General features: G+C 69.6%; 14 protein-coding genes and 1 riboswitch. Of the genes, 8 read left to right on the forward strand and 6 right to left on the reverse strand.

Annotated features, from left to right (window positions below; translation table 11 throughout):
* Positions 1 to 49: 49 nt before the first annotated feature.
* From gcvPB to gcvT, 5 genes are read right to left on the reverse strand one after another with little or no spacing between them, the layout of a single operon-like run.
* Positions 50 to 1621: an aminomethyl-transferring glycine dehydrogenase subunit GcvPB gene (gcvPB, locus tag ABLE88_RS12765; RefSeq protein ID WP_348832064.1), complete on the reverse strand. Its 1572-nt coding sequence runs from the start codon at positions 1619 to 1621 to the stop codon at positions 50 to 52.
* Positions 1618 to 2961, reverse strand: coding sequence for an aminomethyl-transferring glycine dehydrogenase subunit GcvPA (gene gcvPA, locus ABLE88_RS12770; protein WP_348832065.1), 1344 nt, complete (start codon positions 2959 to 2961; stop codon positions 1618 to 1620). The genes gcvPB and gcvPA overlap by 4 nt, the downstream gene beginning before the upstream one ends.
* A 15-nt stretch (positions 2962 to 2976) precedes the next feature.
* Positions 2977 to 3450 (reverse strand): OsmC family protein, encoded by a 474-nt coding sequence (locus ABLE88_RS12775; protein ID WP_348832066.1) that lies wholly within the window; start codon positions 3448 to 3450, stop codon positions 2977 to 2979.
* Between the two features lie 7 nt (positions 3451 to 3457).
* Complete coding sequence (gene gcvH / locus ABLE88_RS12780; RefSeq protein ID WP_348832067.1) at positions 3458 to 3835, reverse strand: glycine cleavage system protein GcvH; 378 nt, start codon at positions 3833 to 3835, stop codon at positions 3458 to 3460.
* A gap of 17 nt (positions 3836 to 3852) precedes the next feature.
* Positions 3853 to 4998, reverse strand: coding sequence for a glycine cleavage system aminomethyltransferase GcvT (gene gcvT, locus ABLE88_RS12785; protein ID WP_348832068.1), 1146 nt, complete (start codon positions 4996 to 4998; stop codon positions 3853 to 3855).
* A 173-nt stretch (positions 4999 to 5171) separates the two neighbouring features.
* A riboswitch (glycine riboswitch) is annotated at positions 5172 to 5293 on the reverse strand.
* A gap of 355 nt (positions 5294 to 5648) precedes the next feature.
* Here gcvT and ABLE88_RS12790 point away from each other — a divergent pair.
* The 3 genes from ABLE88_RS12790 (at position 5649) to ABLE88_RS12800 (ending at position 7949) form a co-directional block, all read left to right on the forward strand.
* Positions 5649 to 5783, forward strand: a complete 135-nt coding sequence (locus tag ABLE88_RS12790; protein ID WP_348832187.1) for a hypothetical protein — start codon at positions 5649 to 5651, stop codon at positions 5781 to 5783.
* A gap of 376 nt (positions 5784 to 6159) precedes the next feature.
* Positions 6160 to 6858, forward strand: a complete 699-nt coding sequence (locus ABLE88_RS12795) for an orotate phosphoribosyltransferase (RefSeq protein ID WP_348832069.1) — start codon at positions 6160 to 6162, stop codon at positions 6856 to 6858.
* Between the two features lie 11 nt (positions 6859 to 6869).
* The gene (locus ABLE88_RS12800) at positions 6870 to 7949 is read left to right on the forward strand and encodes a quinone-dependent dihydroorotate dehydrogenase (protein ID WP_348832070.1); all 1080 of its coding nucleotides are present in this window, start codon (positions 6870 to 6872) and stop codon (positions 7947 to 7949) included.
* Here ABLE88_RS12800 and mscL read toward each other — a convergent pair.
* On the reverse strand, positions 7914 to 8375 hold the full coding sequence (gene mscL, locus ABLE88_RS12805) for a large conductance mechanosensitive channel protein MscL (RefSeq protein WP_348832188.1): 462 nt from the start codon (positions 8373 to 8375) through the stop codon (positions 7914 to 7916). The two genes, ABLE88_RS12800 and mscL, sit on opposite strands and share 36 nt — an antisense overlap.
* Before the next feature lie 265 nt (positions 8376 to 8640).
* Here mscL and fabA point away from each other — a divergent pair, with 265 nt between their 5' ends.
* From fabA to ABLE88_RS12830, 5 genes are all read left to right on the forward strand, one after another.
* Positions 8641 to 9174 (forward strand): 3-hydroxyacyl-[acyl-carrier-protein] dehydratase FabA, encoded by a 534-nt coding sequence (gene fabA, locus ABLE88_RS12810; protein ID WP_348832071.1) that lies wholly within the window; start codon positions 8641 to 8643, stop codon positions 9172 to 9174.
* A 58-nt stretch (positions 9175 to 9232) separates the two neighbouring features.
* Positions 9233 to 10450, forward strand: coding sequence for a beta-ketoacyl-ACP synthase I (fabB, locus tag ABLE88_RS12815; RefSeq protein ID WP_348832072.1), 1218 nt, complete (start codon positions 9233 to 9235; stop codon positions 10448 to 10450).
* A gap of 93 nt (positions 10451 to 10543) precedes the next feature.
* Positions 10544 to 11392 carry an enoyl-ACP reductase FabI gene (fabI, locus tag ABLE88_RS12820; protein WP_348832073.1) on the forward strand — a complete coding sequence of 283 codons (849 nt, stop codon included), beginning with the start codon at positions 10544 to 10546 and terminating at the stop codon, positions 11390 to 11392.
* Between the two features lie 20 nt (positions 11393 to 11412).
* Entirely contained in the window at positions 11413 to 12063 is a 651-nt protein-coding gene (locus ABLE88_RS12825; RefSeq protein WP_348832074.1) for a DsbA family protein, read from the forward strand.
* Positions 12064 to 12139: 76 nt separating this feature from the next.
* Complete coding sequence (locus tag ABLE88_RS12830; protein ID WP_348832075.1) at positions 12140 to 12898, forward strand: bestrophin-like domain; 759 nt, start codon at positions 12140 to 12142, stop codon at positions 12896 to 12898.
* The last annotated feature ends 10 nt before the right edge of the window (positions 12899 to 12908 follow it).

The following is a 12908-nucleotide window of genomic DNA, read 5'->3' on the forward strand; positions in this document are numbered from 1 at the left end:
CTTCACGCGGTTTTTTCCGCCCGCGGGCGGGGTGGAATGGTGGGCGCCGCTATTCCGCCGCCGCGTCGAGCGGGGCGGGACGCACCCAGCGCAGCACCGGGGCGCGGGCGGCGCGGGTCTCGTCGAGGCGCCGGCGCGGGGCGTAAAAAGGCGCGCCGAGGAAGCGGTCGGTGTCGCCCGCCTTCGCCGCCAGCGCGAGGTCGCGCAGGGTGGCGATGAACAGATCGAGCGAGGCTTTCGATTCGCTCTCGGTGGGCTCCACCAGCATCGCCCCGTGCACCACCAGCGGGAAATACACCGTCATGGGGTGGTAGCCCTCGTCGATCAGTGCCTTCGCCACGTCGAGGGTGGAGATGCCGGTGCCGGCGAGCCAGGCGTCGTCGAACAGCGCCTCGTGCATGGCCGGGCGGTCCGGGAACGGCACGCTCATCACGTCCTTGAGGCTGGCGCGGATGTAGTTGGCCGAGAGCACCGCGTCCTCGGACGCCTGGCGCATGCCGTCCGCGCCGTGGGAGAGCATCCAGGCGAGCGCGCGCACGAACATGCCCATCTGGCCGTGGAACGCGCTCATGCGGCCGAGCGCGGCCTCGGCGCCTGCTGCGCCCTCGTCCTCCACCAGGGTCAGCACGCCGTCGCGCGCCACCACGCACGGCACCGGCGCGAACGGGGCGAGGGCGCCAGAGAGCACCACCGGCCCGGCGCCCGGCCCGCCGCCGCCGTGCGGCGTCGAGAAGGTCTTGTGCAGATTGATGTGCATGGCGTCGACGCCGAGATCGCCGATCCGCACCTTGCCGAGGATGGCGTTGAAATTGGCGCCGTCGGCATAGAAATAGGCGCCGGCCGCGTGCACCGCCGCGGCGATCTTCACCACGTCCGGCTCGAACAGGCCGCAGGTGTTGGGATTGGTGAGCATCAGCGCCGCCACCTCGGGCGCCAGCGCCGCCTTCACCGCCGCCACGTCCACCGTGCCGTCGGCGCGGGCGGGGATGGCGCGCACCTCGTAGCCGATCAGCGCCGCGGTGGCGGGATTGGTGCCGTGGGCGCTCTCGGGCACCAGCACCACGTGCCGGTGGCCCTCGCCGCGCGCCAAATGCGCGGCCTTGATGGCCATCATGCCGCACAATTCGCCATGGGCGCCGGCCTTGGGCTGCAGCGCCACCGCGCTCATGCCGGTGAGCTCCAGCAGATAGCGCGACAGCTCCGCCATCAGCGCCAGCGCGCCCTGGACCGTGGACACCGGCTGCAGCGGGTGGAGATCGGCGAAGCCGGCAAGGCGCGCCATCTTCTCGTTGAGGCGCGGATTGTGCTTCATGGTGCACGAGCCGAGCGGGAACAGGCCGCTGTCGATGCCGTAATTCATGCGCGAGAGGCGTACGTAATGGCGCATGGCCTCGGGCTCGGAGAGGCCCGGCAGATCGGGCGCCACCTGGCGCTCCAGCCCGCCGAGGCGGGGCCGGAAGGCGGCGGGCTCGGGGATGTCGACGCCCGACACTTCGGCGCGGCCGACCTCGAAGATCAGCCCCTCCTCCAGGTCCAGGCCCCGGTTTCCGGTGAAGGTCTTGGGCCCCTGGGCGGAGCTCCCGGCGGTGAGGGCGGTGGCGCCCCGGCCTTCGCGGTTCATGCCAGCACCTCCTTCAGCGCGGCCGCATAAGCGGCGCGGTCGTCCTCGGTCGTGGTCTCGGTGGCGGCGACCAGGATCAAATCGCCGAGGCCGGCCTTGGGCGCGAGGCGCGCATAGGACACGCCGCCGAGCACCCCCTTTGCCGCCAGCGCCTCGATCACGGCCGCCGCGTCGCCCGGCACCCGGATGGTGAACTCGTTGAAGAAGCTCGCGTTCAGCACCTCCACCCCGGGCACCGCCGCGAGCCGGTCGGAAAGATCGCAGGCGGCCGCGTGGTTGAGGCGCGCGAGCCGCGTCAGCCCCTCGCGCCCGAGCAGCGAGAGGTGGATGGTGAAGGCCAGCGTGCACAGGCCGGAATTGGTGCAGATGTTGGAGGTCGCCTTCTCGCGCCGGATGTGCTGCTCGCGCGTCGACAGCGTCAGCACGAAGCCGCGCCGGCCCTCGGCATCCACGGTCTCGCCGACGAGGCGGCCGGGCATCTGGCGGATGAACTTCGTGCGCGTGGCGAACAGGCCCACATAGGGTCCGCCGAAATTCAGCGCATTGCCGATGGACTGGCCCTCGCCGACGACGATGTCGGCGCCCTGGGTGCCGGGCGGCTCGACGAGCCCGAGCGCGAGCGCCTCGGTGCACACGGCGATCAGCAGGGCGCCCATCTCGTGCGCCTTGGCGGCGATGGGCTTGAGGTCCACCAGATTGCCGAACACGTCCGGCGACTGCACGACGATGCAGGAGACCGTGTCGTCGATGGCGGCGACAAGGTCCTCGCCGCCCGCCGGCGCCGGGGGCAGCGCCACCACCGCGTCATTGGCGTAGCGCGAGACGGTCTCGACGGTGGCGCGGTAGTGGGGGTGCAGATTGCCCGCCAGCACCGCCTTGCGCCGCCGGGTGACGCGGTGCGCCATCAGCACCGCCTCGGCGGTGCCGGTGGAGCCGTCATACATGGAGGCGTTGGCCACCTCCATCTGCGTCAGCTCGGCCACCTGGGTCTGGAACTCGAACAGATATTGCAGCGTGCCCTGGGCGATCTCGGGCTGGTAGGGGGTGTAGGAGGTGAGGAATTCCGAGCGCTGGATCAGGTGGTCGACGCTCGCCGGCACATGGTGGCGATAGGCGCCGGCGCCGACGAAGAACGGCACCGATCCCGCCGGCACGTTCTTCGCCGCGAGCTTGGCGAGCTGGCGCTCCACCTCCAATTCCCCCTTGGCCAGAGGCAGGTCCGGCAGCTCGTCTTCGCGCTTGTCCTTCGGGATGTCGACGAACAGCGCGTCCACGTCGACGATGCCGATGCGCGCCATCATCTCGGCGCGGTCGTCGGGGGTGAGGGGCAGATAGCGCATGATGCGGGTCCGCTTTCAGGCCGTCGTGAAGGTGGGGTTGATGATGACTTCGGCGCGCAGCGAGTTGGCCACGAAGCATTCCTCGTGGGCCTTGTGGTGCAGCGCCTCCACGTCCGTCTGGGTGGGCCGCGTCTCGCCCGAGAACACCATGGCCGGGTTCAGGGTGACGCTGGCGATCAGGGTCTTGCCGCGCTCGTTCTTGCCCATGGCGGCCGCCACGCGGTCCTCGTAGCGATCCACGCGGAATCCGGCCTTGCGGGCGAAGTCCAGCACGAACAGCATGTGGCAGGAGGAGAGCGCGGCCGCCACCGCCTCTTCGGGGTCGACGGCGTCCGCCTGCGAGAGCGGCACGCGCACCACCGCGGGCGAGGAGGAGGCAGCCACCTCGACGCCGTCGAAGACCCACCGATGGGCGCGCGAATAGCGCCCGTCGGTGAACACCTGATCGCCGCGCTCCCAGCGCACGAGTGCGGTCTGCGGTTGGCTCATGGCGGCCTCAGCCCAGGGTTTCGAGGAACGCCTTATAGGCGTCGGCGTCCATGAGGTCGTCGAGCTCGGCGGCGCTGGCGAGCTTCAGCTTCAGGAACCAGCCCTTGCCCTCGGCGTCCTCGTTGACGAGGCCGGGATTGCCCTCCAGCTCCTCGTTCACCTCCACCACCTCGCCGGACAGCGGGGCATAGACCTCGCTCGCCGCCTTCACGCTCTCCACCACCGCGGCTTCCTTGCCCTTCTCCACCGTCTTGCCCACGTCGGGCAGCTCGACGAACACCACGTCGCCCAGCTGGCTCTGGGCGAATTCGGAGATGCCCACGACCGCCACGTCGCCGTCGAGGCGGACATATTCGTGGTCCTTGGTGTAGCGCACGCTGGTCATGACTTGAGGCCCCCGGTTCAGGATTTGCGGTGGTAGCGCGTCGGCACGAAGGGCAGCGCCGAGACCGTCGCGGGCAGCGCCCGGCCGCGCACCCGCACCTCCAGCGCCGTGCCGGGCGCGGCATAGGCCGGCGGCACGTAGCCCATGGCGACGGGCGCGCCGAGCGTCGGCGCGTAGCCGCCCGAGGTGAGGGTGCCGATCACGGTGCCGGCGGCGGCGATCTCCGCCCCCTCGCGGGCCGGCTGGCGCCCCTCGATGCGAAGCCCCACGCGGATGCGGGATGTGCCCTCGGTCAGCTCGCGCTGGATGCGCGCGGCGCCGGGAAAGCCGCCGTCGAGCCGCCGGCGCTTCTGGATCGACCAGGCGAGCGCGGCCTCGATGGGCGAGGTGGTCAAATCGATGTCGTGGCCGTAGAGGCACAGGCCCGCTTCGAGCCGCAGGCTGTCGCGGGCGCCGAGGCCGATGGCCCTGACCTCCGGCTCCTCCATGAGGCGCGCCCACAGAACCGGCGCCTGCAGCGCCGGGACGGAGATCTCGAAGCCGTCCTCGCCGGTGTAGCCGGAGCGGGCCACCTGCATGGGGAAGTCGTCCACCAAAAGGACGCCGGCCTCCATGAAGCCGAGGCCGAGCGCGTCGGGGCAGTGGCGCTCCATCACCATGGCGGCCTCGGGGCCCTGGAGCGCGATCAAGGCGCGGTCGTCGACCACGTCGAGCCGCACCGAGGCCGGCAGGCGGGCGGCGATGTGGGCGAAGTCCACCTCCTTGCGGGCGGCGTTCACCACCAGCAGCAGGCGCCCGTCATTGCCGTGGCCGGCGGGGCGGGTGACCATGAGGTCGTCGATGATGCCGCCGTCTTCGGCGAGCAGCTGGGAATAGCGCTGGCGGCCCTCGGCGAGGGTGAGGATGTCGGCCGGGATCAGCGCCTCGAGCGCGCGGGCGGTGGCCGCGTGGTCGCGGCCCTGGAGGATCGCCTGGCCCATGTGGGAGACGTCGAACAGGCCCGCATGGGCGCGGGTCCAATTGTGCTCGGCGAGGATGCCGTCGGCATATTGCACCGGCATCTCGTAGCCGGCGAACGGCACCATGCGGGCGCCGAGGGCAAGATGTTCGGCATGGAGCGGGGTCTTCCGGAGGGGACCCGCGTTTTCGTCCGGCTGCGCCATGGAAGGCTCCCGACAGGATGCGCCAAGCTGGCGGCCCCGTGTCCGGGTCCGCGCGGCGCCCCCTCTGTCCGGGAAACCTGAGAGATTTCACCGCGCCTCGTGGAAGGGCGCGGCTTACTCCTTCGGTGAGCGCATGCCTCCCTTCGCAGGAGGTGCGCTGCTTTCCAGAGTCTCGTCCCCCTGCGGCCCTTTGTGCCTGAGCGGTTCCGGGGCGGTTGCGCCTTCGGCGCCGGCCCCATGCGGCAGGCCCTGTCAAAGGCGCCACCACACGGCCGGTCTCTCCCGCAGGGATCGTCCGATCGGCCCCGCGCCACTCCTGATAGGGCGAGTCGCGATGCCGTGGCGCAGCATAGGGGATGGGGCGACGGCGTCAATGCGGGAGGCGTTTCCGCCTCCGCGGCTCCTCAGGCTGGTCGCTGGCGGAAATGGCGATCATGACCGCGATCCCGAACCGGGCGGCGAAGCCAAGGTCGCGCATCGGCGCCCACAAATAGTATCTGATTTTCGGAGTGCTTTAAATCGGCGATGGCGCGGGACGGAGATGGGCAAGCTTCACCAGATCGGCAAGGTCATCATCCGGGTCTACGCCAACGACGACCCGCCCCCCGTACTTCCATGCCGTACATCCGGACTTCGAGGCCCTCGTCGAGATCGAGACCCTCTCCCTCCTGCGCGGCGCGCTCTCGGCGCAGGCATCCAAGGCCATCATGGCCTGGGCTCGCGACAACCGCGAGGCAATCGCCGCCGAGCGGAACCGGATCAACCCTCGTTTCCCTATCGCCTGAAAGGAGGCGGCCATGGACAGGAACACGCCGCGGATCGAGGCCGTCGCCGCGAACGGCAAACACGAACTCCTCGTCCTCTGGAAGGACGGGCGCCATGAGCGGATCGATCTGCAGGGCTGGATTGCCACCGGCGGTGACATCCTCTCGCCCTTGGCCGCGCTCAGCGTGTTCCGGTGCCCCAAGGTCGGGGATTACGGCGCCTCTACCGGCCCCGGAAGGCCGGAAGGCCGAGGAGGGTTTCCGGATAGCGCCGGAGGAAGCTCTTCGTGCCGGCGCGAGAGGAAGCCAAGCGAACGCGCGCCGCATCCAGGATGCCCATCGCCCGCGCCTCTGTTATATGCCGCTGCGACCGAACACAGACGAAGGGGCGCAACCCATGGCGAACGTCACCGCTTTTCCCGACAAGGCCACCATCGCCAGGGAAACCGCCCGCATGCTGATCGAGGTGGAGGCGGTGCGCTTCTCCTCCGGCGAGCCCTTCATCTTCACCTCGGGCTGGGCGAGCCCGGTCTATGTGGACTGCCGCCGGCTCATCTCCTTCCCCCGGGTGCGCCAGACGCTGGTGGACTTCGGCATCTCGACGCTCTTCCGTGAGGTGGGCTACGAGACGTTCGACGCGGTGGCGGGCGGCGAGACCGCCGGCATCCCGTTCGCCGCCTGGGTCGCCGACCGGCTGATGCTGCCGATGCAATATGTGCGCAAGAAGCCCAAGGGCTTCGGCCGCAACGCCCAGATCGAGGGCCACCTCGCGGAGGGCCAGCGGGTGCTGCTGGTGGAGGACCTCACCACCGACGGCAAGAGCAAGGTGCTGTTCGTGAACGCGCTGCGCGATGCCGGAGCGGAATGCGCCCACTGCTTCGTGTTCTTCTATTACGACATCTTCGCCGAATCGGCCGGCATCCTCAAAGACGCCGGCCTCACCTTGCACCGCCTCGCCACCTGGTGGGACGTGCTGGCGCAGGTGAAGGAGATGAACACCTTCCCGCCGGAGCAGGTGGGCCAGATCGAGGCGTTCCTCAACGATCCCCACGCCTGGTCGAAGGCCCATGGCGGCACCGCCACCACCGGCGAGTGAAGGCGCCGGCGATGGACCTCTACGCTCTGCTGCGCCCGGCGCTCGGCCTCCTCTCCCCCGAGCGCGCCCACGAGCTGGCGCTCGCGGCGCTGAGGCGCGGCCTGGTGCCGCCGGCGGCCAAGGGCGGCGGGGACGACGACCCGGTGCTCGCCACCACGGTGTGGGGCCTGTCCTTTCCCAACCCGGTGGGCCTTGCCGCCGGCTTCGACAAGAATGCCGAGGCGCTGGACGCTCTGCTCGGGCTCGGCTTCGGCTTCGTCGAAGCGGGCACGGTGACGCCCCGCCCCCAGCCCGGCAACCCGAAGCCGCGCCTGTTCCGCCTGGAGGAGGACGAGGCGGTGATCAACCGCTTCGGCTTCAATTCGCAGGGGCTCGCCCCGTTCGTCTACCGCCTCGGCCGGCGCCGGGCGGCGGGCGGCGCGGGTATCGTCGGGGCGAATGTCGGGAAGAACAAGGATACGCAGGACGCAAGCGAGGATTATGCGGCGGGAATAGCCGCAACATGCCGCCTCGCGGACTACCTCGTGTGCAACATCTCCTCGCCCAACACGCCGGGCCTGCGCGCGCTCCAGGCCAGGGTGGAGATGGAGACCCTGATCGCCCGCGCCATCGCGGTGCGCGACGCCGCCATCCCCGACCCCGCCCGCCGCCCGCCGCTCCTGGTGAAGGTGGCGCCGGACCTTGACGACAAAGGACTTTCCGACGTCGCGGCGGTGGCGCTGGAGACCAAGGTGGACGGCCTCATCATGGGCAACACCACGCTCTCGCGGCCGGCATCGCTGAAGAGTGCGTTCAAGGGCGAGGCTGGCGGTCTTTCCGGGAAGCCGCTGTTTTCCCTGTCCACGGAACGGCTTGCGGCCCTCTACCAAATTACGGGCGGGCGCATTCCTTTGGTGGGCGTCGGCGGCATCGCCTCCGGCGCCGACGCCTACGCCAAGATCCGCGCCGGCGCGAGCCTGGTGCAGATCTACTCGGCGATGGTGTTCGGCGGCCCCCATCTCGTGGGGCGGATCAAGGCGGACCTCGCCAAGTGCCTGAAGGCGGACGGGTTTTCCTCAGTCTCCGCGGCGGTTGGCGCCGGCCTCCGGTGAGGCGGCGCCCTGCTTGAGCAGGTCGCGGATCTCGCCCAGCAGCGCCTCGGTGGTGGTCGGCGCCGGCGGCGGCGCCTTAGCCGCGCTCTCCGCCTGCTGGCGCCGCAAGGTGTTGATTCCGCGCACCAAAAGGAACAGGACCGCGGCGACGATGAGGAAGTTGATGGCGATGGTGATGAACGAGCCGTAGGCCACGACCGCCCCCTGCTTCTTCGCGTCGGCCAGGTTGTCGGCCGTCACCGCTGAGGACAAGGGCAGGAAATAGTTGGAGAAATCGAGCCCGCCCGCGACCGCGCCGATGACCGGCATGAAGATGTCCGCCACCAGCGAGGAGACGATGTTGCCGAAGGCGGCGCCGATGATCACGCCGACCGCGAGGTCCACCACGTTGCCCTTGACTGCGAAGTCCCTGAATTCCTTCAGCATGCTGGTGAGCATGACGTCGTCTCCCTGGCTGTCGGGCTGGCTGTCGGGCGCTGCCGCGCCCCTAGCCTAACGCGAATCCGCACGCGCGGTGCCCCAAGACGCGACTTATCGCGCGCGTGACGCTTTCATGACTTTGAGCGCGCCCTTGCCTATGTTAGGGAGTGCCGCCCTCGTCCGCGGGGGCGGGCCCTCGGGCTCGGTGGAAACGACCCTTCCGGGGCCCTCATGGCGAACCTGACGGGCAGCATGGCGAAACCGGCGAGAAATGGCGGAACGGCAGACCAGCTTCGAGTATGAAGATCTCCTCGCGTGCGGACGTGGCGAGCTGTTCGGGCAAGGAAACGCGCAATTGCCGCTGCCGCCCATGCTCATGTTCGATCGCATCTCCGAGATTTCCGAGACCGGCGGCGAGTTCGGCAAGGGTTTCGTGCGGGCCGAGCTCGACGTGAATCCGGACCTTTGGTTCTTCGCCTGCCACTTCAAGGGTGATCCCGTGATGCCGGGCTGCCTGGGCCTCGACGCGCTGTGGCAGATGGTGGGCTTCTTCCTCGGCTGGCTCGGCTCGCCGGGCCGCGGCCGCGCCTTGGGGGTGGGGGAGCTCAAATTCTCCGGCACCGTGCTGCCCACCGTGAAGAAGGTGGTCTACGGCGTCGACTTCAGGCGCGTCATGCGCTCCAGGCTCGTGCTCGGCATCGCCGATGGCTGGCTCGCGGCCGACGACACCGTGGTCTACCGCGCCAAGGACCTGCGGGTCGGCTTGTTCAAGACGGACATGGCGCCGGAGACCGCGGGCGCCTGACAAGCCGGTGCCACGATCTTAGGGCCATACTGTCAACGTGATGAATGGGGGACGTGCCATGCGCCGCGTCGTCGTAACCGGGATGGGCATCGTCTCGTCCATCGGCAATTCCACGCAGGAGGTGCTCGCGAGCCTGCGCGAGGCCAAGAGCGGCATCTCGTTCGCCGACGACTACGCCAAGCTCGGCTTCCGCTCCCAGGTGCACGGCGCGCCGACCCTCAATGCGGAGGAGGTGGTGGACCGCCGGGCCATGCGCTTCCACGGCGGCGGCACCGCCTGGAACCACGTGGCCATGGAGCAGGCCATCCGCGACGCCGGGCTCGAGCCGGCCGAGATCTCCAACCCGCGCACCGGCCTCGTCATGGGCTCGGGCGGCTCCTCCACCAAGGCCATCGTCGACGCGGCGGACATCACCCGCGAGAAGGGCCCCAAGCGCGTCGGCCCGTTCGCGGTGCCCAAGGCCATGGCCTCCACCGCCTCGGCGACGCTCTCCACCTGGTTCAAGATCAAGGGGCTGAGCTATTCCATCTCGGCCGCCTGCGCCACCACCAACATCTGCATCGGCAACGCCTACGAGCTGATCCAGTACGGCAAGCAGGACATGATCTTCGCCGGCGGCTGCGAGGACCTGCACTGGACCTTGTCGGTCCTGTTCGACGGCATGGGCGCCATGTCCTCGGGCTACAACGACCGCCCGCAGGTGGCCTCGCGCGCCTACGACAAGAACCGCGACGGCTTCGTCATCTCCGGCGGCGCCGGGGTGGTGGTGCTGGAGGAGCTGGAGCACGCCAAGGCGCGCGGCGCCCGCATCTATGCGGAGATCGCCGGCTACGGCGCCACCTCCGACGGCGCCGACATGGTGGCCCCCTCCGGCGAGGGCGCGGCGCGCGCCATGACGCTCGCCATGAGCTCCGTCAAGGCGCCCATCGACTACATCAACCCGCACGCCACCTCGACCCCCATCGGCGACCTGAAGGAGATCGAGGCGATCCGCGAGGTGTTCGGCGCCAAGTGCCCGCCGATCTCGGCCACCAAGTCGCTGACGGGCCATTCCCAGGGCGCCACCGGCGTGCACGAGGCCATCTACTCCATCTTGATGATGCAGAACGGCTTCATCGCCGAGAGCGCCAACATCGAGGAGATCGACCCCGCCTTCGCCGACATGCCCATCGTCCGCGAGCGGGTCGACAATGCGAGCCTCGGCCACGTGCTCTCCAACGGCTTCGGCTTCGGCGGCACCAATGCCTGCCTGGTGCTGAAGCACCTCGACGCGTGAGCGAGGGTCCGGTTCGGGACGCATGAAAGCGGTGGTGGCGCCGCCCGGCGAGGTTTGCGAAGGGCGCCAACGAAGCTGCTCTAAGGGTGGGCGATGCAGGATCTGATGAAGGGCAAGCGCGGCTTGGTGATGGGCGTCGCCAACGACCATTCCATCGCCTGGGGCATCGCCAAGGCGCTCGCCACCCAGGGCGCCGAAATTGCCTTCACCTACCAAGGCGAGGGCATGGCCAAGCGCGTGCGTCCGCTCGCCCAGAGCCTCGGCTCCGATTTCCTCATGCCCTGCGACGTGGAGGACCTGGCGAGCGTCGACCAGGTGTTCGCGACGCTCAAGGAGCGCTGGGGCAGCCTCGACTTCCTGGTGCATGCGGTGGCGTTCTCCGACAAGTCGGAGCTGAAGGGCCGCTATGCCGACACCAGCCGAGAGAACTTCTCCCGCACCATGGTGATCTCCTGCTTCTCGTTCACCGAGGTGGCCAAGCGCGCCGCCGCGCTGATGCCCAACGGCGGCGCGCTGGTGACGCTCACTTATGGCGGCTCGACCCGCGTGATGCCCAACTACAACGTGATGGGCGTCGCCAAGGCGGCGCTTGAGGCCTCGGTGCGCTACCTCGCCGCCGATTACGGCGCGGCGGGGATCCGCGTGAACGCCATCTCGGCCGGGCCGGTGCGCACGCTCGCGGGCGCCGGCATCGCCGACGCCCGGCTCATGTTCAACTACCAGAAGCGCCACGCGCCCTTGCGCCGCACGGTCAGCATCGAAGAGGTGGGCGGCTCGGCGCTCTACCTGCTGTCGGATCTGTCCACCGGCGTTACCGGCGAGGTCCATTTCGTGGATTCCGGCTACAACATCATCTCCATGCCGCATCCCGACGTGCTCAAGACCCAGGAGGACGCGGAGGCCAAGCTGGCGGCGGAAGCCCCGGTCGAAGCCGCCGAATAGCCGCAACGGGAGCGCGGGCGATGGCGGGCCACATGCGACGAGCCGGGCCGACGCGCCGCCTTCTGCTGCGGGCCGCCGCGGGGGCCCTCGGGGCCACCTGCCTGCCATGCGCCGCGCGATCGGCCGCCACCGGCGCGCCGCTGACCGGCGAGGCCGCAGCCAAGCTCGGGGCGCTGCCGGGCAAGGCGGTGCTCGGGGCGGCGCGCACGGCGCCGCGCATCACCGAACTCGTGGACTTCAACGCCGCCGACTGGCGCCGCTCGGCGCTCGACATGCGTGAGCTGCTGGCCTCGGATGCGCAGCTCGCTTATGGCCTGGTCCAGGCGCCGCTGTTCGACGTGCGCTCGCTGGAGGCGGCACGGGTGGCGCTCGCCGTGCTCGCCAAGGGAATCGAGCGGTTCGAGACCTTCTATCTCGCCCTAGCGGAAAGCGAAGGGCCGGTGGACGGCGTCGCCGCCCTCGCCGCGGCGCAGCGCGCGGGGCTCGACCGGTTCCAGGTCTTCAACGCCTCGATCCAGCCGGAATACACCGAGGCGCTGGCCAAGGCGGCGGCGCTCGCCTCGGCGCTCGGCGTCCTCGACACCCCCGCTTACGTGATCGGCGGCGAGGTGTTCACCGGCTATCTCGATCTCGCCCGCAAGCGCGCGCTGCTTGCCGTAGCGAGACCTTGAAGATTACTCCGCCGTTGCCTATGGAACCAGACTTCCCGCCCCGGTAGCGCCGGTCCCCCGCACGGCAAGATCCCCCATGTCATCCGTCCTGATCGCGGTCATCGTCCTCCTGTCGCTGAGCGGCGGCGCCCTGCTCGGCATGAGGATGGCGCGCGGGCTCGCCGACCACCACCTCGCCAAGGAGACGCAGGACGCCGTGAAGCTGGGGGTCGGCATGGTTGTGGCGGTCGCGTCATTGATCCTCGGCCTCATGACCGCCTCGGTGAAGGGAAACTTCGACGCCACCGCGCGAGACGTGCAGCATTTCTCCGCTTACATGCTCACTCTTGACGAAGCGCTGCGCGAGTATGGCGCCGGCGCGGCGCCGGCGCGCGCGGCGCTCGAAACCTTCTCCCGGCAGCTTCTCGCCGTGACCTGGGGCGCGTCAGATGCCGGCGTTCGCGATCCCTGGGCACAGGTGCAGTTCCTGGACGTGATCCGCGCGGTGCGCGCCCTCGCCCCGGCGAACCATTTGCAGCAGGAGCTTCAGGCGGAGGCGCTCGACCGCTGCCGCAACCTCTCGCTCCTGCGCGGCACCGTGATCGAGGAGAGCGTGACCACGGTGCCGCCCCTCTTCATCGGCGTGCTGATCGTCTGGCTCACCCTCATCTTCATGAGCTTCGGCCTGTTCGCGCCGGTGAACCGGGTCTCCATAGGCGCCCTGCTGCTGTGCGCGGTTTGCCTCGGCGGTGCGATCTTCCTGATCCTGGAGATGAGTTCGCCATTCGACGGACTGATCTATGTCTCGCCCGCCGCCATGGAGCATGCGCTCGCCCAGATGATGAGCCCGCATTAGAAGGCGATCG

Source organism: Xanthobacter luteus (genome assembly GCF_040049235.1).
Classification (GTDB): Bacteria; Pseudomonadota; Alphaproteobacteria; order Rhizobiales; family Xanthobacteraceae; genus Xanthobacter.